This window comes from Acidicapsa borealis (assembly GCF_059115245.1).
In genome coordinates, this window is sequence record NZ_JCACNY010000001.1 from 1765725 (window position 1) to 1784230 (window position 18506).

At 60.5% G+C, this 18506-nt stretch carries 16 protein-coding genes; 3 read left to right on the top strand and 13 right to left on the bottom strand.

What is annotated here, in order from left to right; translation table 11 throughout:
• Positions 1-42 precede the first annotated feature (42 nt).
• The 9 genes from ilvC to AC5S27_RS07270 all read right to left on the bottom strand — a co-directional run bounded on the left by ilvC (position 43) and on the right by AC5S27_RS07270 (position 10612).
• Positions 43-1065, bottom strand: a complete 1023-nt coding sequence (ilvC, locus tag AC5S27_RS07230) for a ketol-acid reductoisomerase (RefSeq protein ID WP_493933891.1) — start codon at positions 1063-1065, stop codon at positions 43-45.
• A gap of 102 nt (positions 1066-1167) precedes the next feature.
• The gene (ilvN, locus tag AC5S27_RS07235; protein WP_493933892.1) at positions 1168-1755 is read right to left on the bottom strand and encodes an acetolactate synthase small subunit; all 588 of its coding nucleotides are present in this window, start codon (positions 1753-1755) and stop codon (positions 1168-1170) included.
• Positions 1756-1840: 85 nt separating this feature from the next.
• Positions 1841-3610: a biosynthetic-type acetolactate synthase large subunit gene (ilvB, locus tag AC5S27_RS07240; protein ID WP_493933893.1), complete on the bottom strand. Its 1770-nt coding sequence runs from the start codon at positions 3608-3610 to the stop codon at positions 1841-1843.
• 37 nt (positions 3611-3647) lie between these two features.
• Positions 3648-4109, bottom strand: coding sequence for a hypothetical protein (locus tag AC5S27_RS07245; protein WP_493933894.1), 462 nt, complete (start codon positions 4107-4109; stop codon positions 3648-3650).
• Positions 4110-4206: 97 nt separating this feature from the next.
• Complete coding sequence (gene ilvD / locus AC5S27_RS07250) at positions 4207-5880, bottom strand: dihydroxy-acid dehydratase (RefSeq protein WP_493933895.1); 1674 nt, start codon at positions 5878-5880, stop codon at positions 4207-4209.
• Between the two features lie 82 nt (positions 5881-5962).
• Positions 5963-6601, bottom strand: coding sequence for a 3-isopropylmalate dehydratase small subunit (gene leuD, locus AC5S27_RS07255; RefSeq protein ID WP_493933896.1), 639 nt, complete (start codon positions 6599-6601; stop codon positions 5963-5965).
• A 1-nt stretch (position 6602) separates the two neighbouring features.
• Positions 6603-8054 (bottom strand): 3-isopropylmalate dehydratase large subunit, encoded by a 1452-nt coding sequence (leuC, locus tag AC5S27_RS07260; protein WP_493933897.1) that lies wholly within the window; start codon positions 8052-8054, stop codon positions 6603-6605.
• Positions 8055-8180: 126 nt separating this feature from the next.
• Positions 8181-9278, bottom strand: a complete 1098-nt coding sequence (gene leuB / locus AC5S27_RS07265) for a 3-isopropylmalate dehydrogenase (protein ID WP_493933898.1) — start codon at positions 9276-9278, stop codon at positions 8181-8183.
• A gap of 140 nt (positions 9279-9418) precedes the next feature.
• Positions 9419-10612, bottom strand: a complete 1194-nt coding sequence (locus tag AC5S27_RS07270) for a 2-isopropylmalate synthase (RefSeq protein ID WP_493933899.1) — start codon at positions 10610-10612, stop codon at positions 9419-9421.
• A 128-nt stretch (positions 10613-10740) separates the two neighbouring features.
• On the opposite strand from AC5S27_RS07270, the gene AC5S27_RS07275 reads away from it, so the two are divergent.
• Positions 10741-11661 carry a LysR family transcriptional regulator gene (locus tag AC5S27_RS07275; RefSeq protein WP_493933900.1) on the top strand — a complete coding sequence of 307 codons (921 nt, stop codon included), beginning with the start codon at positions 10741-10743 and terminating at the stop codon, positions 11659-11661.
• Between the two features lie 70 nt (positions 11662-11731).
• Here AC5S27_RS07275 and AC5S27_RS07280 read toward each other — a convergent pair whose 3' ends face one another.
• A complete protein-coding gene (locus tag AC5S27_RS07280; RefSeq protein ID WP_493933901.1) occupies positions 11732-12472 on the bottom strand; it encodes an RsmE family RNA methyltransferase in 741 nt (246 codons plus the stop codon).
• 211 nt (positions 12473-12683) lie between these two features.
• Here AC5S27_RS07280 and AC5S27_RS07285 point away from each other — a divergent pair, with 211 nt between their 5' ends.
• Positions 12684-12836 (top strand): hypothetical protein, encoded by a 153-nt coding sequence (locus AC5S27_RS07285; RefSeq protein WP_493933902.1) that lies wholly within the window; start codon positions 12684-12686, stop codon positions 12834-12836.
• A gap of 13 nt (positions 12837-12849) precedes the next feature.
• Here the strand turns inward: AC5S27_RS07285 and AC5S27_RS07290 are convergent, their stop codons facing one another.
• Genes AC5S27_RS07290 through AC5S27_RS07300 form a run of 3 tightly spaced genes read right to left on the bottom strand, consistent with a single transcriptional unit; the run spans position 12850 to position 16444 of the window.
• Complete coding sequence (locus AC5S27_RS07290) at positions 12850-13839, bottom strand: CPBP family intramembrane glutamic endopeptidase (RefSeq protein ID WP_493933903.1); 990 nt, start codon at positions 13837-13839, stop codon at positions 12850-12852.
• Between the two features lie 44 nt (positions 13840-13883).
• A complete protein-coding gene (locus tag AC5S27_RS07295) occupies positions 13884-15308 on the bottom strand; it encodes an L-serine ammonia-lyase (RefSeq protein ID WP_493933904.1) in 1425 nt (474 codons plus the stop codon).
• A 20-nt stretch (positions 15309-15328) separates the two neighbouring features.
• Positions 15329-16444: a sensor domain-containing diguanylate cyclase gene (locus tag AC5S27_RS07300; protein WP_493933905.1), complete on the bottom strand. Its 1116-nt coding sequence runs from the start codon at positions 16442-16444 to the stop codon at positions 15329-15331.
• A 340-nt stretch (positions 16445-16784) separates the two neighbouring features.
• On the opposite strand from AC5S27_RS07300, the gene AC5S27_RS07305 reads away from it, so the two are divergent.
• Positions 16785-18491 (top strand): sensor domain-containing diguanylate cyclase, encoded by a 1707-nt coding sequence (locus tag AC5S27_RS07305; RefSeq protein ID WP_493933906.1) that lies wholly within the window; start codon positions 16785-16787, stop codon positions 18489-18491.
• The last annotated feature ends 15 nt before the right edge of the window (positions 18492-18506 follow it).

The window sequence follows — 18506 nt, forward strand, 5'->3', positions numbered from 1 at the left end:
GGCATGGTACAAACTGCCGGCCCGATCTTTTGTTAGGAACCACTAGCGGGTTTTGGCTACTTCTTCTACTGTGACTGGGTCGAGGAAGGGCATTGCTGAGCGGAGTTTCTTGCCTACGATTTCGATGGGCTCTGCTGCTTCCTTGTCGCGGAAGGCTTGGAATTCTTTGCGGCCTGAGAGCTGGTCGGCGATGAACCTTTTCGCGAACGTGCCGTCCTGGATGTCGGTCAGGATGGCCTTCATTGCTTTCTTGCTCTCTTCGTTGACGACGCGCGGGCCGCTTACGTAGCCGCCCCACTCTGCGGTGTCCGAGATGGAGTAGTTCATGTAGGCCAGGCCGCCGCGGTAGATGAGGTCGACGATGAGCTTGAGCTCGTGGAGGACTTCGAAGTAGGCGATTTCGGGCTGGTAGCCGGCTTCTGTGAGTGTTTCAAAGCCTGCCTTGATGAGCGAGGCTACGCCGCCGCAGAGAACGGCCTGTTCGCCGAAGAGATCGGTTTCGGTTTCTTCGGTGAAGGTGGTTTCGTGGACGCCGGCGCGGGTGTTGCCGATGGCCTTGGAGTAGCTGAGGGCGAGTGCGTGGGCGTTGCCGGTGGCATCCTGCTCGACGGCGATGAGGCCGGGTACGCCGCCGCCTTCGGTGAAGACTTCGCGGACGCGATGGCCGGGGGCCTTGGGTGCGGCGAGGGCTACGTCGATGTCCTTGGACGGGGTGATGGTGCCGTAGCGGATGTTGAAGCCGTGTGCGAACATGAGCAGCTTGCCGGCGGTGATGTTGGGGGCGATCTCTTCGGCGTAGAGCTTGGCCTGGGTCTGGTCCGGGGTGAGGATCATGATGACGTCAGCCCACTTGGTGACTTCGGCGGGTGTGCCGACTTCGAGGCCGGCCTTCTGGGCCTTGGCGCGGGACTTGCTGGTTTCGGCGAGGCCGACGCGGACTTCGACGCCCGAGTCCTTGAGGTTGAGGGCGTGCGCGTGGCCCTGGGAGCCGTAGCCGATGATGGCGACTTTTTTCGCCTGGATCAGGGTGATGTCTGCGTCTTGGTCGTAGTAGGTCTTTGCCATGATGTTCTTCGTTTTCCTTTAGCGAGTTAGCGCCGCGTTGCGGCATTAGCGAGTTAGCAGGTTAGCTGGATTTGTCTGATGCCAGCTACTGCTGGTGGTGGATCAGATATTGTCGGCGAAGTCGGTGACTTCGAGTGGGGCGGCGGTGCGGGGCTCGGCTTCTGCTGCGCCCATGGCGCGGAGGACGCCGCCGGAGTGCTTGCCGCGGCGCATGGTCATCTTGCCGCTGCGGCAGACTTCGAGGACGCGATTTTCGGTTTCGTTGAGCACTTGGATGAGTCCTTCGATTTTGCTTTCGACGCCGGTGATTTCGATCATGAGCGAGTCTGGCGCGAGATCGACGATGCGGGCGCGGAAGACTTCTGCGAGCTCGAAGATGTGGGAGCGCGAGGTTGCTGTGGCTGCGACCTTGATCAGCGCGAGTTCGCGGGTGACGGAGGGCGCTTTGCCGATGTCGTCCACACTGACGACATCTTCCAGTTTATAGAGGCTGGCTCGGATGCGGTCGGCGCTGGAGCTGTTGGCGTGCTCGGGCGTGTTGGCGACGATGGTCATGCGCGAGATGCCGGGGCGTTCGCTGTGGCCTACGGTGAGCGAGATGATGTTGATGTTGAGCCGGCGGAAGAGGGATGCGACGCGGGTGAGGACGCCGGGTTTGTCTTCTACGTAGGCTACGAAGGTGTGGAGCATGGGTGCCTTTCGGGTGTTTCAAGTGTGAGTGTGAAGTGTGAGTGTGGTGTGATCGGGCACACTCACACTTCACACTCGCACTCGGCTATTCGTCTTCGGGACTTTCGAGTAGAGGGTTGTTGGGGCGGCGGATCATCTCGTGCAGGGCTTTGCCTGCTGGGATCATGGGGTAGACGGAGTCTTCTTTTTCTACCAGGAAGTTGAGCAGGAAGGGGCCGTTGTGGCTGCGGGCGGTTTGGACGGCGGCTTCGAGTTCGCCTCGGTCACGGATGGCGAGGCCGGGGATGCCGTGGGCGTCGGCCAGCTTGACGAAGTCGGGGCTGACGAGCGGGGTGGACTCATAGTTCTTGTCGTAGAAGAACTCCTGCCACTGGCGGACCATGCCGAGGAAGCCGTTGTTGATGATGGCGATGTTGACGTTTAGCTTTTCCTGGACGATCGTGGCGAGTTCGCAGGCGGTCATCTGGAAGCCGCCGTCGCCGGCGATGATCCAGACTTCCTTGTCCGGGCAGGCGAACTTGGCGCCCATGCCGGAGGGTAAAGCAAAACCCATTGTCCCGAGGCCGCCGGAAGTGATCAGTGTGCGCGCATAGTCGTGCTTGTAGTACTGCGCTTCCCACATCTGGTGCTGGCCTACGTCGGTGGAGACGATGGCTTTGCCTTCGGTGATGCGCCAGAGGTCGTGCATGACATGGGCGGCGTAGAGGTGCCCGTCGTCGGGCAGGTTGCGGATGTCGCGGACGGCTTCGGTGCCTTTGCTGGCGCTGATGGTATTGAGCCACGCGGCACCGTCGCGGCCGGGGAGGAGCGGCAGGAGCTGTTCGAGGACCTGGCGGAGGTCGCCAACGAGGGCTACGTCGGCCTTGATGTTCTTGCTGATCTCGGCGGGGTCGATGTCGATGTGGATCTTCTTGGAGTTGGGCGAATACGTGCTCGGTGTCCCGATGACGCGGTCGTCGAACCTCATGCCGCAGGCGATGAGCAGGTCGGCGTTCTGGATGGCGTCGTTGACCCACGACTCGCCGTGCATGCCCATCATGCCAAGGTTGAGCGGGTGCGAGGCAGGGAAGGCTCCGAGGCCGAGGAGGGTGACGCCGACGGGGATCTGCATGCGTTCGGCGAGGGTGCGTACCTGCTCGCCTGCGTTCGACTGCAGGATGCCGTGGCCGGCGAGGATGACGGGGCGCTTGGCGGATCGGATGAGCTCTGCGGCCTCGGTAAGGTTGTTGTTGACGACCGAGAGCATGGGATGGGTGATGTAGGGCCTGGGCTTGGCGGCGGCGAAGTCGAAGATGGCGGAGTTCTGCTGCGCGTCCTTGGTGATGTCGACGAGGACGGGGCCGGGGCGGCCGGATTGCGCGATCTGGAAGGCGAGGCGGATGGCGGCGGCGATGTCTTCGGTGCGCGTGACGAGGACGTTGTGCTTGGTGACGGGCAGGGTGATGCCGGTGATGTCGACTTCCTGAAAGGCGTCTGAGCCGAGGACTTTGCTGGAGACCTGGCCGGTGATGGCGACCATGGGAATCGAGTCCAGCATTGCGGTGGCGATGCCGGTGACGAGATTTGTGGCTCCGGGGCCGCTGGTGGCCATGCAGACGCCGGTCTTGCCGCTGGCGCGTGCGTAGCCGTCGGCCATGTGCGATGCGCCTTGCTCGTGGCGAACGAGGATGTGGCGGATGGGGAACTTGCGCAGGGCGTCGTAGATGGGCAGGATGGCTCCGCCGGGGTAGCCGAAGACGGTGGTGGTGCCTTCGCCGACGAGTGTGGCCCAGACGATCTCCGCGCCGGTGAGGCGGGTGGGGCCGGCTATGGGGCTGGTAAGGTGCGTGTTTTCGTTCTTTTCGAGGTTGCTCATGGAAGTTACCTTCCTCGTTTCCGATTTGTTGCTGGTGCTAGCTCAGAAAATGCTTGTGATACACGGGCCCGTTTGGATTGTGATGAATGTGAATCGTGATGAAAATGCCAAAGGCTTTTTCAACTTCTCCGAATACTTCTCCATCGGCTTCAGCTTCTTGCCCAGGAGTGCTCAGAAATGTATTTGAGAAAACTATGCCGTCTTCTCCAATACGTGACCAGGTTCCTTGAGAGCTCTTATGGATACCGTTTTCATCGAGCGTCTGTTCGAAGGTCCGATCTTCCTTCAAGACTAGATTTGAACTTGTATCGCTCGTCTTCAGGGCGTATGTGCCTGCCACTGCCTTGTAGCTATAGTCTGCGGCGATTACATACCAGCCGAGCGGCAATCCTAAAACCAAAAGTACAGACACAATTGCAATCAGTGACTTCTTCCTGCGCTGTTTCTCATGCGCAAGGAGGCCAACAAAGGTCTTGTCATTTGTTGACGTCGTACTCAATGTCGCTTCCTTTCGCATTCTCTCAGGGGCTAAAGCCCCTGTATCGTTATCGCGGTTTGTGGCTCGATTAAAGTCGTGCCCTTGTTACAAAACAAAACTAGCTGGTGACTGCGCCTTCTGCTGCTGAGCTTACCGTCTTGACGTATTTGGCGAAGACGCCCTTTTTGAAGCGCGGCTCGGGGGCCTTGAAGTTGGCGAGACGGGCGGCGATTTCTGCTTCGGAGACTTCGAGGGTGAGCCTGCGGTTGGCGATGTCGAAGTGAATGATGTCGCCTTCGCGGACTGCTGCGATGGGGCCTCCGACGAAGGCTTCGGGGGCTACGTGGCCTACTGTAAAACCTCTAGTCGCTCCGGAGAAGCGGCCGTCGGTCATGAGTGCTACGGTGGCGCTGAGGTGCGGGTTGGAGCTGATGGCTGCTGTGACCTGCAGCATTTCGCGCATGCCGGGACCGCCCTTGGGGCCTTCGTAGCGGATGACGAGGACGTCGCCGGGGTTGATCTTCTGGGCCTGGACGGCGGCAAAGCAATCATCTTCGGAGTCGAAGACGCGGGCGGGGCCGCGATGCTCGGTGCGGTCGGCGGCAGCGATCTTCATGACGCTGCCTTCGGGGGACAGGTTACCCTTGAGAATGACGAGGCCGCCGTGGGGCTTAATCGGATTTTCGAAGGTTTTGATGACAGGCTGGCCTGGAGTTTCGACGGCTTCCTGCGCTTCTTCGCCGATAGTCTTGCCGCTGATGGTGAGGGCGTCGCTGTTGAGCAGGCCTGCGTCAAGCATGCGCAGGGCGAGCAGGCGCGAACCGCCGGCGGCCTGGTAGTCCGAGGCGACGTATTTGCCTGCGGGCGAGAGGTCGCAGATGAAGGGCGTGCGGTCGCTGATCTGGTCGAAGTCGTCGATGGTGAGCGGTATGCCCATCTCGCGGGCAATGGCGAGGAAATGCAGGACGGCGTTGGTGCTGCCGCCTGATGCCGCTACAGAGGCGATGGCGTTTTCGATCGACGCGCGGGTGATGATGTCGGAGGGGCGGCGGTTGTCGCGGACGGCCTTCATGAGGATGTGGCCAGCCTGACGCGAGGCTTCGTGCTTGTCTTTGCTCAGGGCGGGGACGCCGGAGAGCTGGATGGGCGAGATGCCTAGGATTTCTGCGGCCATGGCCATCGTGTTGGCGGTGAACTGGCCTCCGCAGGCTCCGGCACCGGGGCAGGCTGCGGCTTCTACGGCTTCCAGGCCTGCGTCGTCGATGGTGCCGGCGGCGTGGGAGCCGATGGCCTCGAAGACGTTGAGGATGGTGATGTCTTTGCCGTTCAGCCTGCCAGGGGCAATGCTGCCGCCGTAGAGCATGATGCTGGGGATGTTGAGGCGGCAGAGGGCCATGATGATGGCAGGCATATTTTTGTCGCAGCCGCCGATGCCGACGATGCCGTCAAAGAGGTTGCCGCGGGCTACGAGTTCGACGGAGTCGGCGATGACTTCACGCGAGACCAGCGAGGCTTTCATGCCCTGTGTGCCCATGGTGATGCCGTCGGAGATGGTGACGGTGTTGAACTCCATCGGGGTGCCACCGGCTTCGCGGATGCCTTGCTTGACGGCTTCGGCTACGTCGCGCAGGTGGAAGTTGCAGGGGCCGATCTCGGTCCAGGTGTTGGCGACGCCGATGATGGGCTTGTGCAGGTCCTCTTTGGTGAAGCCGATGCCGCGCAGGTAGCTGCGGGCGGCGGCGCGATTGGGGCCTTCAGTCAACGGGATGCTTTGGCGCTTGCCTTCGATCATTGGGAGCTTCTAGCCTCTAGCTACTAGCTTCTAGCCTTGTTTTGTGAGTGCGTGAGTCGTTTACAGAGCTAAAGGCTAGTAGCTAGAAGCTAGTAGCTGCTCGCGGTTTCAGCCAGTTGTCGTGGTCGTGCTTGGCTTCGAATGCGTCGAGCTCGGCGGCGTGGCGCAGGGTCAGGCCGATGTCGTCGAGGCCTTCGATGAGGCAGAACTTGCGGAAGGGGTCAATCTCGAAGGTGGCGTGGAAGCCTTGCGCGTCGGTGACGGTCTGATTTTCGAGGGAGACGGTCAGCTCGTAGTTGGGTGTGTTGGCGGCGCGGTCTAGCAGCAGGGCTACATCGGCCTCGGAGAGGCGGAGGAGGACGATGCCGTTCTTGCCAGCGTTGGAGAAGAAGATGTCTGCGAATGTGGGGGCGATGACGGCTCGGAAGCCGAAGTCGCTGAGCGCCCAGGCGGCGTGCTCGCGGCTTGATCCGCAGCCGAAGTTCTTGCCGGCGATTAGGATCTTTGCGCCCTTGTACTTTGGGTCGTTGAGGACGAACGATGGGTCGGGCTCGCCGGCGTGAGGGCCGTCCTGCTGGCGGCGCCAGTCGAAGAAGAGAAACTCGCCGTAGCCGGAGCGCTCGATGCGCTTGAGGAACTGCTTGGGGATGATCTGGTCCGTGTCGACGTTGACGCGGTCGAGTGGGGCGGCGAGCGAGGTGATGGTTTTGAAGGGTTCCATGTTAGTTCGCCGCCTCCGTTGCTGCGAGTTCTGTTTCGATTTCGTTCCAGTTGCGGACGTCCACAAAGTGGCCGGTGATAGCTGCGGCTGCGGCCATTTCAGGGCTGACGAGGTGGGTGCGTCCGCCGCGGCCCTGGCGGCCTTCAAAGTTGCGATTGGAGGTCGAGGCGCAGCGTTCGCCGGGCTGGAGGATGTCGGGGTTCATGCCGAGGCACATGCTGCAGCCGGGCTCGCGCCAGTCAAAGCCTGCTGCCTTGAAGACGAGGTCAAGGCCTTCCTGTTCGGCCTGGTCCTTGACAGCCTGTGAGCCGGGAACGACCATTGCGGAGACATGCGTGCTGACGTGGTGGCCTTTGGCTACGGCTGCTGCGGCGCGGAGGTCTTCGATGCGTGAGTTGGTGCAGGAGCCGATGAAGACGCGGTCGATGCTGATGTCTTCAAGCAGCGTGCCGGCCTTGAGGTCCATGTATTCGAGGGCGCGTTCGAAGGCGCGGCGTTCGCTTTCGTTCTGCGTGGCTGCTGGGTCGGGAACGGTGGCCGTGATGGGCGCGACCATGCCTGGGCTGGTGCCCCAGCTTACGTAGGGAGCGAGGGTGGCAGCGTCGATGATCAGTTCGCGATCGAACTTCGCGCCGGGGTCTGAGGGAAGCTTGCGCCATTCCGCGACTGCTTCATCCCAGGCTGCGCCTTGCGGGGCGTAACGGCGGCCCTTGAGGTAGGCGAAGGTGGTTTCGTCGGGGGCGATCATGCCGGCGCGGGCGCCTGCTTCAATGCTCATGTTGCAGATGGTCATGCGGCCTTCCATGGAGAGGCCGCGGATGGCGGAGCCGGCGAACTCGATGACGCACCCGGTGGCGCCGTCGGTGCCGATCTTGCCGATGATGGCTAGGACAATGTCCTTGGCGGTGACGCCTTTGGGCAGTTCGCCTTCGACGGCGATGCGGAAGGTTTGCGGGCGTGACTGCGGCAGGGTTTGCGTGGCGAGGACGTGCTCGACTTCACTGGTGCCAATGCCGAATGCCAGCGCGCCGAATGCCCCGTGGGTGCTGGTGTGCGAGTCGCCGCAGACGATGGTCATGCCGGGCTTGGTGATGCCGAGTTCGGGGCCGATGACGTGGACGATGCCTTGCTCGCGGCTGCCGATGTCGTAGAGCTCGATGCCGAACTCTTTGCAGTTGTCACGCAGGGTGCTGATCTGCTTGGCGGCGATCTGGTCGACGATGTTGAAGCGCTCGGCGAGCAGCGTGGGCACGTTGTGGTCCACGGTGGCGACGCAGCGGTCGGGGCGGCGCACCTTGCGGCCGGTGAGGCGAAGGCCTTCGAAGGCTTGCGGCGAGGTGACTTCGTGGAGGAGCTGCAGGTCGATGTAGATGAGTGTCGGTTCGCCTGCGGGTTCGGCGACGATGTGCTGCTCCCAGACTTTTTCGAATAACGTTTTCGGTGTGTTGCTCATTTGGCTTTTACCTCAGGGGCTAAAGCCCCCTCTTAAATCTTTGCCCTTGATTGCCGGGGATGAATCCCCGGCCTACCATTCCGTTCGATCTGATCTGCTTGATCGATCTGGTCTGTTGGTTCGGAATCAGATCGTTTGGGTGGTCAGGATTTCGCTGAGCATTTCTCTTACCTGCTGCCCCATCTCGGTGGTGGAGAGGACTTTGAAATCGGTGGTGTTGCCGCGAGCCAGGTCGGCGGTGCGGTAGTTCTCTTCGAGCACGCGACGGACTGCGGTTTCGACGGCAGCTGCTTCCACTTCTAGGTTTGCTGAGTGGCGCAGGATAAGCGCTGCCGTGAGGATGGCTCCGAGGGGATTGGCGAGGCCTTTGCCTGCGATGTCGGGCGCTGAGCCGTGAATCGGTTCGTAGAGGTTGACTTTGCCGCCGATGGTGGCTGAGGGCAGCATGCCGAGTGAGCCGGTGATGACGGCGGACTCGTCGGAGAGGATGTCGCCGAAGAGGTTCTCGGTGAGGACTACGTCGTAGTTGCGCGGGCTGGTCATGATGAGCATGGCCATTGAGTCGACGAGCTGGTGTTCGAGTGTGACGTCGGGGTAGTCCTTGGCGACTTCAGTGACGGTGGCGCGCCAGAGTTGTGAGACTTCGAGGACGTTGGCCTTGTCGACGGAGGTGAGCTTCTTGCTGCGCTTCTGGGCTAGCTCAAAGGCGATGCGGGCTACGCGGACGATTTCGGCCTTGGTGTAGCGCATGGTGTTCCAGGCTTCGCCGGTTTCCTTGTTCCATTCGCGCGGGGAGCCGAAGTAGAGGCCACCGAGGAGCTCGCGGACAAAGAGGATGTCGGCGCCTTCGATGACTTCGGTGCGCAAGGGGCTGTTGGCCGCCAGCTCTTTCACGGCGAAGGCTGGGCGCAGGTTGGCGAAACCGCCGAGTGCGGAGCGGAGCTGGAGCAGACCGGCTTCGGGACGGGTGTTGGGAGGGAGGGCGTTCCACTTGGTGCCGCCTACGGCGCCGAGGAAAACGGCGTCAGAGGCGAGTGCTGCTTCGAGGGTGTCAGCCGGCAGGGGAGTGCCGTCGGTGTCGATGGCGATGCCGCCGATGCGCTTCTCGGTGATGACGAATTCGTGGCCTTCGAGCTCGGCGACGGTCTGGAGGACGGCGACTGCTTCGCGGGTGACTTCGGGGCCGATGCCGTCGCCGGCTACTACTAGGAGATTGAGCTTCATGGGTTCCTTTTTAGAATGCCTCAGGGGCTGAAGCCCCGTTTGAAGTTTGGCCTAATCGGCACGGCTGAAGCCGTGCCCTTTCACAAAACTCAATGCCTACGCTCTGCTCATGGTGTAGTTGCAAACCAAGTCGAGCATTGTTAGTCGACTTCTGCGTAGGAGATGGCGCGGCGGTCGCGAATCTGCTGCGGCAGCAGGCCGATCAGGTCTACGTCGTAGATGTTCTTCTTGCGGTCGGCGAGGGCTACGAAGCGATAGTAGGTCTGCTGCAGTTCTTCGCGACCGATGGTGTAACCGAGCTGTTCGAGACGATTGCGCAGGGCGGCGCGGCCGGAGTGTTTGCCTAGCACGAGCTGCGTGGTTGCGGCGCCGACCGAGGCGGGCGTCATGATCTCGTAGCAGAGCGGGTTGGCGAGCATCCCGTGCTGGTGAATGCCGGACTCGTGTGCGAAGGCGTTGGCACCGACAATTGCCTTGTTCGGCGAAGGGCCGAAGGTGATGAGCTGGCCGAGGGTCTGGCTGGTGGGGTAGAGCATTTCGCGGCGGATGTTGGTGGTGACGCCGTAGCGGTCGGCGCGGACGAAGAGCGCTGCTACGACCTCTTCGAGGGGCGCGTTGCCGGCGCGTTCGCCGATGCCGTTGATGGTGCATTCGACCTGACGGGCTCCGGCTTGCACGGCGGCGAGTGAGTTGGCGACGGCGAGGCCGAGATCATCGTGGCAGTGCGAGGAGAGGATGATGTTCTGCGCGTCGATCTCTGGGATGCATTCGCGGACTTCGCGGAACATCTGTCCGTACTCTTCGGGAGTGGAGTAGCCGACGGTGTCCGGCATGTTGATGGTGGTGGCGCCGGCCTGGATGGCTACGCGGACCATTTCGATGAGGAACTCGCGGTCGGAGCGGGTGGCGTCTTCGGGCGAGAACTCGACGTCGTCGCAGAGGGCGCGTGCTTGGGCGACGGACTCTGCGGCCTGGGTGAGCGCCTGTTCGCGGCTCATCTTGAGCTTGTATTCGAGGTGCAGGTCGCTGGACGCGAGGAAGACGTGAATGCGGGCGCGGTCGGCATGTTCGAGCGAGCGCGCGGCCATGATGATGTCTTCGCTCTTGGCGCGGGCGAGCGAGGTGATGCGCGGCTTGCGGATGGCCTGGGTGATGGTGGCGATGGCGGCGAAGTCGCCTTCAGAGGCCATGGCGAATCCGGCTTCCAAGATGTCCACTCCGAGGTCTTCGAGCGCATGGGCCATGGAGAGCTTTTCCTGGGTGGTCATGCTGCATCCGGGAGACTGTTCGCCGTCGCGGAGGGTGGTGTCGAAAATCAGTACGTTATTGTCCATCGTGATCGGGATCCCTGTGGGCGTACTTCTTTGCCATAAACAGTTTCTCGCATTTGGCCGATATAACGCAAAGTTATAATTATTTGAGATTCGATCATGAATGCTTATGTGGGTTGGAGGCGCGGTAAATGGAATTGAACCAGCTTGAGACGTTTTTGGCGGTGGCAGAGGAGCGAAGTTTTTCGCGGGCGGCGGTGCGGCTGCACCGGACACAGCCGGCGATCAGCCAGGTGATTCGCAAGCTGGAGGATTCGGTTGGAGAAGTGCTGCTGGATCGCGCTGCGCGGGATGGTTCGCTGACGGCTGCAGGGGAACTCTTGCGGGAGTACGCGCTGCGTTTGCTGGCGCTGCGGCGTGAGGCTTCGAGCGCGATGGAGGAGTTGAAGTCGCTTGAGCGCGGACGGCTGCAGCTTGCAGCAAACGAATACACGTGTCTCTATTTGCTGCCGGTGCTGGATGCTTTTCGCAAGCTGCATCCGAAGATCGATGTGACGGTGCACCGGTCGCTGGCGAGCCAGATTCCTGATGAGTTGAATCTGCGCACATTTGAGCTGGGCGTGATTTCTTACAAGCCGGATACGGAGCAGTACCGGTCGGTGGCTGTGTATGCGGACACGCTGGCGTTCATTGTGAACCCGCAGCATGCGCTGGCGAGAGCGCAACGCGTCTCGATCACGGATTTAGGTGACGAGTTGTTTGTTGCGCACAATGTTCCTTCGCCGTTGAGACGGAAAGTTGTTGAAGCATTCGAGCGGCATCGTACGCCGTTGCAGATGCGAATTGAGTTGCCGACGATTGAAGCGATCCGGCGTTTTGTGGCGATGGGGAATGGCGTGGCGCTGGTGCCTCGGCTGACTGTTGCGCGCGAGTTGGAGACGGGAGAACTGGTGGATGTTCCGGTGGATGAGTTGGAGTTTCGCAGGCTGCTGCGGCTGGTGTATCGGCGGAACGGGAAGCTCTCGTATGCGGCGACTGCATTCTTGCAAACGGTGCGCGGGATGGCGACTGAGGTTGGTGCGCCGTTCCACTATCAAGTTGAGCGGGGATAAAGAAGGGAACAGGGAATAGGGAACAGCGTTTTGATGAGCGGGCCTGCAGAGGGGTTGAACAGCTTTGGCTTCATAGCAGTGATGAGGCTATGGAGAGTGTTGCGATTGCTGCTGTTTCTGCGCGCAGAATTCTTGGGCCTAGCGATGCTGGTTGCCAGTTATGCTTTGCGAAAAGCGCTAGCTCTTCAGGTGTCCATCCGCCTTCGGGGCCGATGGCAAATTCAAAATTAGGCAGGTCAGTTGAGGATGCTTCGAGGGCGGTCTCGATGCGCTGGCGGAGTGTGGTGCTGCGTTCGTCTTCGGCGAGCAGGATGTGTTGCGCGTCCGACGGCCGCTGCACATAAGCGGCGAGTGTAACGGGCTCTTCTACAGTTGACAGATCGGCGCGGCGGGACTGTTTGGCTGCCTCCTGCACGATGCGTCGCCAGCGCTCGACTCGTTTCTCTGCGGATTGCGCAAGATGTTTTTCGGTGCGGCGGGCAATGACCGGAACGATGGTAGCGACACCAAGTTCGGTGGCCTTTTCAATGGCCCATTCCATGCGGTCGAACTTGAAGATGGCGAGGATGAGCGTTGCGGGCAGAGCAGGTTCGGACTCGATCTCTTCATGCAGATGGAAGACGACTTCATCGACGGAGACGGATGTGATTTCGGCGCGATAGACGCGGCCGTTTGCAACTACGTCCGCCTGCATGCCAGGCTGTGCGCGAAGGACGCGAGCGAGGTGGTCGGCTTGTGCTCCGATAAGGCTTGCAGTCTTATCAGCGGCGGTATCAGTGCGTGAGTTCGCGATCCAGCGGCGTCGAGTCATGCTCTTCATTATCGACTCTTGATGTACGCAGTAGAAACAGAAAAGGAGACGCCGACGGCGTCTCCTTTTCTGTTGCCTGTTACGTGATGCTTGCCTGTTGTTGCTCGCCTATTCTCCCTGGCGCTTTGTTCCATTGCAGGTCTTGAAGATTCACTGCAATGTGTGAAGGTATAGATTCACCTGGAACGAGTGTCAAGAAAAAAATGCAGCTGTGTCAAATTGTTCTCACGTCGCGGCTCGCGACGCGATCGAAGTTCGCATCATTCACAGTGCAAAGGCTGCATCGATCGTTTGCGTCAAGCTGCTGAATGATGTCGCATTCACTGTAGTTGAAGCCATGCTGGCGTACTCGGCATCCAACTGAGTCTGGTGAGAAGCTAGGACGCCGAGGGTAGTTTATCGAGCAGATGTGTGGCGCGAACGAGTGCGAGTGCGAGGCCGGTGGCGAAGTCATGCCAGGCGTGCGCGACCATGCCGGGCAGCAAGTTTCGGCGTAGCAGTGTGATGCCGCTGAAGAGTGCGCCATAGATGCAGATCGTCGTCATGCCACGCAGGCCTTCGTAGCCATGTGCTGCGCCGAAGATGAGTGCTGAGAAGATGACGCCCGCCACCGCGCTCCGTAGAAGCTGAATTCCCTGCGATTGCATGTAGCCGCGGAAGACCAGTTCCTCGGAGAAGCCGACGATGAGACAGAGCACTCCCCAGGCTGCGATCTCGATACCGTTCTCGGGAGCAAAGGACATGAGCTTGCGGGCCATCTTGATTTGTTGCTGCTGCGGTGATTCGGGCTTTGGTGATTCGGGCGGTGGAGTGGTGCCTTGCGATTTCTGAGCTTCATGCTGCTGATGTTGTTGATTGTGCGCAGCCAGTTCGGTCTTGTATATGTGGTCCTGTGCGATGGTCCAGGTGATGCCCACAGTTGCCAGCACGAACATGGACGCGAGCCAGAAGACTGCCGAGATGCCGATCTCCATGGTGATGTTGTTGAGGCCGCGCGGCAGGGCACCCAGCAGCGAACGAAAACTCACTTTGCGCAACCGAAGGCCAATCGCAACCCAGCCTACGAGGGCCAGTTCAAAGACGCCGCTCACGGCATAGTGGAGTACGCGCGATCCCTTCATGGCGGAGATGGGCTCGGAGCCGGCATCGGGGCGCAGACCTCCCCAGAGTGAGTAGCCGAGGATGCCGATGACGAGGAGGACTGTATGCCAGATGGGGGCGATGCCGCGCCGGGGCGGAGCCTGTATCTCGTGTTGCTGCAGCTCCGCTGGCGTCGCAACCTCGACATTGATTCGTTCAACCGGCAGGCTCTCGATTTGCGGTGGTTCCGGTGGTACGGTGGCTGGGATGAATTCGTCAGCGGGCATGAACGTAGCTTACTGGAACGGCCTGGTTTTCTCGAAAGGCAGCCTCAGCACTCGATGATGTTGAGGGCAAGTCCGGCGAGTGAGGTTTCCTTGTACCGGGATTGCATGTCGAGGCCGGTGAGGTACATGGTCTGGATGACCTGGTCCAGCGAGACTTTATGTTCTTCGAGGTCCTGCATGGCAATGCGAGTTGCGTGAATGGCCTTGACTGCTCCCATGGCGTTGCGCTCGATGCAGGGAATCTGGACGAGGCCACCGATGGGATCGCAGGTCATGCCGAGGTTGTGCTCCATTGCGATTTCGGCGGCGTGCTCAATCTGTCCCGATGTTCCGCTGAGTGCGGCAGCGAGACCGCCAGCGGCCATCGAACAGGCGACGCCCACTTCTCCCTGACAGCCGACTTCGGCGCCTGAAATTGAAGCGTTCTCCTTGTAGAGGATGCCGATGGCGGCCGAGGTGAGGAAGAAGCGCAACATGCCTTCTTCGCTGGCGCCGGGAATGAAGTTTTGGTAGTAGCTGGCTACGGCGGGGATGACACCGGCCGCTCCATTCGTAGGAGCAGTGACGACGCGGCCACCGGCGGCGTTCTCTTCGTTCACAGCCATGGCGTAGACAGTGACCCAGTCGAGCGGCGCCAGTGGATCGGACGGGGCCTGCTGTTGCTGACGGTCGCGCAGGCGTGCGGCGAGACGATGTGCGCGACGGCGTACGTTGAGGCCACCCGGCAAAATGCCCTCAGTCGCAATGCCGCGGGCTACGCAGGATTGCATGGTCTGCCAGATCGACAGGATGCGTTCGCGGATCTGGATACGGATGGATTCGTCGCTGGCTGTTGTGTCTATTGCACGCAGGCGGGAACATTCGTTGTCCATCAGGATCTGCGCGATGCTCAGGGAATGCTTATGGGAGAGCTCCAGTAATTCGGCCGCGCTATGGAAAGGGTAGGGAAGCGACGTTGCACCTGAGTTCGATGCTGCAACGGTGGAGCCGTCTTCGGTGATGAAGCCTCCGCCGATGGAGAAATATGTGCGGGTGTCGACGATGGCTCCGGAGCTGTCGTATGCGGTGATGCGAAGACCATTGGGATGCTGCTGGACTGCGCCGGGAGGATACATCTGATCGCGATGGAAGAGAAGGTCAGTTGCTTCTTCAAAAGCTATGGCATGGTGGCCACCGAGCAGGAGGCTTTGTGTCTTGCGAATATGCAATACGACGTTTTCGATCGCTTCCGGGTCGACAGTGGCGGGTTCGTGGCCGCTCAAGCCAAGGAGAACGGCGCGATCCGTAGCGTGGCCGATGCCGGTGAGGGCAAGCGATCCGTACAACTCGGCCTGAATGCGCGACACGCGGGTTAACGTGCCCTTCGCAGTGAGTTCCTGCACGAAGCGAAATGCGGCGCGCATGGGGCCCATCGTATGAGAGCTGGAGGGTCCGACGCCGATTTTATATAGATCGAAGAGACTGGTCATGTCTAGTCGATTGTAGCGGTTTAGTCGACTAGCTGGTCGAGATCTCGTTCCTGCAGGCGGGCGCGTTTGCGGCGCTTCTCGATGTACATGGCTGCGTCTGCCTGATGGATCATGTCGTCCAGTGTATGCAGGGCGTGCGGGTCGCAGCGGATGACGCCGATGCTCATGGAGAGCGGGGGCTGATCGGGGAAGCAGAGGTTGTGGTGCGCGGTGTTCTGGCGCAGGCGCTCTTCTATCTCGATGGCCGGAGTGGCTGTCCCGGTGGCGAAGATGACAAATTCGTCTCCGCCGATGCGGCCGATGATGTCCGACTCGCGAAAACTTTCGCGCAGTACCTTGGCGCCAGCCTTGATCAGCCGGTCGCCCGTGTCATGGCCATGGAGGTCATTCACGCGCTTGAGACCATCCAGGTCTATATAGATAAGCCAGCCCTGGGTATGCACGCGAGTCACCAGCTTGAGCATCTGTTCGGCGCGCAGGAGAAAGCCGCGGCGATTGTTGAGGCCGGTCAACTCGTCGGTCACGGAGAGGCGCATGACCTTGGCTTCCATACGTTTGCGAAGTTGCGCTTCTGTGCGGAGTTCTTCGTTGGTGGCTTCGAGTTCCTGGGTCCGCTGTAGCACCCGAGACTCGAGCTCCTGGTGCACGCGGATGTTTTCCATGGCTACGGCGGTTGAATCTGCGAGCGCCTGCAGCAATTTCAATTGCTCGGCGGTCGGGGTGTGTTCCCGCGCCCAGTAGTTGCCGATGGCGCCGACGGGTTCATGGGTGCGAATGGGTACCATGGCGAGGCTGCGCACGAAGGTTGGCCGGTAGGATTCGACGGGGATGCGGTCATCTTCAAAGACGTTCGGGATGCAGACGGGCCTGCGATGAGACATGACCCAGCCGCTCACGCAGATGTTCATGGGGAACCGCTGTCCCTTCCACAGGGGACCGATGGCGTCTTCTTCCGCGTAGAAGCAGCGGTCGCCTTCCCGCAGGACGAAGGTGGCGCCGTCGGCACCGGTGAGCTGGCGCGCGGCGACGCGGACGATGGTCATGACCGCATCCAGATCGCGGGCGAGCGAGAGTCGCTGAACAACTTCGACCAGATAGTCGACGGCCTGATTTGGGGAAAGAGCTGGAACCGGCAAGGAGCCGCGTTGCTCCACCGCAGGAGACGATACCTCGGGAGCGGAGGGGTCCAAACCGGATTGTCCATAATTTTCCCGGATCATAACGTTACTTTGGTGTGTTACTAAGAGTAAAGTACCATGAGCGCTGGCAGTGAAGACAGATTTCTTATCGCGCCTGCATCCGATTGTAGGAATCGGCGCATATCGGGCGAATTCGACTTCTTTCGATATCCCTTGCCACCAGGCGCCAGTTCGTAGACAGATGGGGAACAACGCGAAAAACCGATATATTCATCCCACTATACGGATTACTGAAGTACCATGTAGGTAATCGTTAGTGCCTTAGCCCACCTCGCACATGAATCGACTCTTCCGACGCTTCAATTTCGTCTCCGGTCCAAACTCGGCGGTTGCGCTGCTGATCCTGGCTGCCATCGGCGCGCTGTTCTCGATCGTACTGGCGGGAGCGTGGGTCTACAGCAACACGGAAAAGTTGATCACTTCTGCGGAGCGAATTCAGCACACCGAAGAGGTGATTGCAGCGCTCCAGCGGGTTTCACTGCTTCAGGAACGGATGGATTATCGGACCCGCTTGTATGTGTTGACGGGAAACGAGGAGCAGCTGACTCGCGCCCGGGCCAGCGCCAATCAATTGGATACGACCGTTGTCCGGCTCAGGCTGCTGGTGGCGGACAATCCAAACCAGACGGCAAACTTGCACAGTCTGAACGCATGCACGGCGGATTTGACCTCGGCGGTGAATGCCTTTACCGCTAAGGCGGTAATCCCGGATGCGGCGGTGCAACGCTGTCAGCAGACCATCGGGCTGATGACCGATCAGGAGCAGTGGTTGCTGAAGGACCGCACGAAGGGGTCAGAGCGCAGTTCGTTCGCGTCGATCGCGACTGAGGTGTTCTTTGTCATTCTTGCTCTTCTGGGAATGCTGGTGCTATTTGGCTTCCTGTTGCGGGATGCACTGATGCGCCAGCGGGTAGCTCGGCAGACCGCGCAGAGCAATGAAAGGCTGGCGCTAACGGTGAATTCCCTGGAGGACCGGGCGTCTGAGTCCGCTCTGTTGACCTCGGCGCGCGACGAGTTGCAGCTATGCGTCGATGTGGCCCAGGTCTATGAGTCGGCAGCAAAGAGCCTGTCGCGACTGTTGACCGGCACATCCGGTTCGCTCTGCATCATCAACAACTCCCGGCAATTGGTGGAGACCGTCGCGCAGTGGAGCAGCGGCGAAGACGATACCGTTGTGGATGATTTCCACACGCCTGATTCGTGCTGTGGCCTGCGCTCCGGGCAACCGCGCTGGCGGGAGCCGGACGCTTCTGAGATCCATTGCACACACTTCACCGGTTTACCGCCGGAGCGTTACTTGTGCCTGCCGATCGTCGCTCACGGCAATACGCTCGGTGTTTTGAATGTGCGTTGCGCTACCGAGGGCAGGGTTCGCTGGGTAAAGGAGCATATGGACGGTCTGCGCCAACTGGTGCAATTGACCGGCATGGCGGCTGCAACACTGAACCTGCGTACCAAACTTGAGAACCAGTCGATCCGCGATCCGCTGACCGGACTGTTCAACCGGCACTTCATGCAGATTTCGCTGGAGCGAGAACTGGCGCGGGCGGCGCGGCGGAAGCAGATTCTGGCGGTCTTCATGCTGGATCTGGATCACTTCAAGCGCTTCAACGATACACATGGCCACGCTGCCGGAGACTCGGTGCTGAAGGCGATTGCCGAAATATTCAAAACAAGTATTCGGACCGAGGATATCGCATGCCGATATGGCGGGGAAGAATTCACGATCATTCTGCCAGACGTGACGGCTTCTGTGGCAGCCGATCGCGCGGAGAGTATTCGCCGGGCGGTGGAAAATCTTCGCCTGCCGCTGGATAAAGATGTGTACGGAGAATTTACCGTATCGGTCGGCATTGCCCTGTTCCCGAACGACGGCGGCGCGTCTGACCTGCTGCTGCGCCGCGCGGATCAGGCGCTCTACCGCGCTAAGCGGCAAGGGCGCAATCGGGTCTGCGCTTTCGAAGCCAGCTTGTCGGTCATGTAACTGCGCAGGTAACTC

What these genes read in the sequence shown, in the direction of transcription:
- ilvC (WP_493933891.1), bottom strand. Translation starts at nt 1,065, where the DNA reads ATGGCAAAGACCTACTACGACCAAGACGCAGACATCACCCTGATCCAG.
- ilvN (WP_493933892.1), bottom strand. Translation starts at nt 1,755, where the DNA reads ATGCTCCACACCTTCGTAGCCTACGTAGAAGACAAACCCGGCGTCCTC.
- ilvB (WP_493933893.1), bottom strand. Translation starts at nt 3,610, where the DNA reads ATGAGCAACCTCGAAAAGAACGAAAACACGCACCTTACCAGCCCCATA.
- ilvD (WP_493933895.1), bottom strand. Translation starts at nt 5,880, where the DNA reads ATGATCGAAGGCAAGCGCCAAAGCATCCCGTTGACTGAAGGCCCCAAT.
- leuD (WP_493933896.1), bottom strand. Translation starts at nt 6,601, where the DNA reads ATGGAACCCTTCAAAACCATCACCTCGCTCGCCGCCCCACTCGACCGC.
- leuC (WP_493933897.1), bottom strand. Translation starts at nt 8,054, where the DNA reads ATGAGCAACACACCGAAAACGTTATTCGAAAAAGTCTGGGAGCAGCAC.
- leuB (WP_493933898.1), bottom strand. Translation starts at nt 9,278, where the DNA reads ATGAAGCTCAATCTCCTAGTAGTAGCCGGCGACGGCATCGGCCCCGAA.
- AC5S27_RS07270 (WP_493933899.1), bottom strand. Translation starts at nt 10,612, where the DNA reads ATGGACAATAACGTACTGATTTTCGACACCACCCTCCGCGACGGCGAA.
- AC5S27_RS07275 (WP_493933900.1), top strand. Translation starts at nt 10,741, where the DNA reads ATGGAATTGAACCAGCTTGAGACGTTTTTGGCGGTGGCAGAGGAGCGA.
- AC5S27_RS07280 (WP_493933901.1), bottom strand. Translation starts at nt 12,472, where the DNA reads ATGACTCGACGCCGCTGGATCGCGAACTCACGCACTGATACCGCCGCT.
- AC5S27_RS07290 (WP_493933903.1), bottom strand. Translation starts at nt 13,839, where the DNA reads ATGCCCGCTGACGAATTCATCCCAGCCACCGTACCACCGGAACCACCG.
- AC5S27_RS07295 (WP_493933904.1), bottom strand. Translation starts at nt 15,308, where the DNA reads ATGACCAGTCTCTTCGATCTATATAAAATCGGCGTCGGACCCTCCAGC.
- AC5S27_RS07305 (WP_493933906.1), top strand. Translation starts at nt 16,785, where the DNA reads ATGAATCGACTCTTCCGACGCTTCAATTTCGTCTCCGGTCCAAACTCG.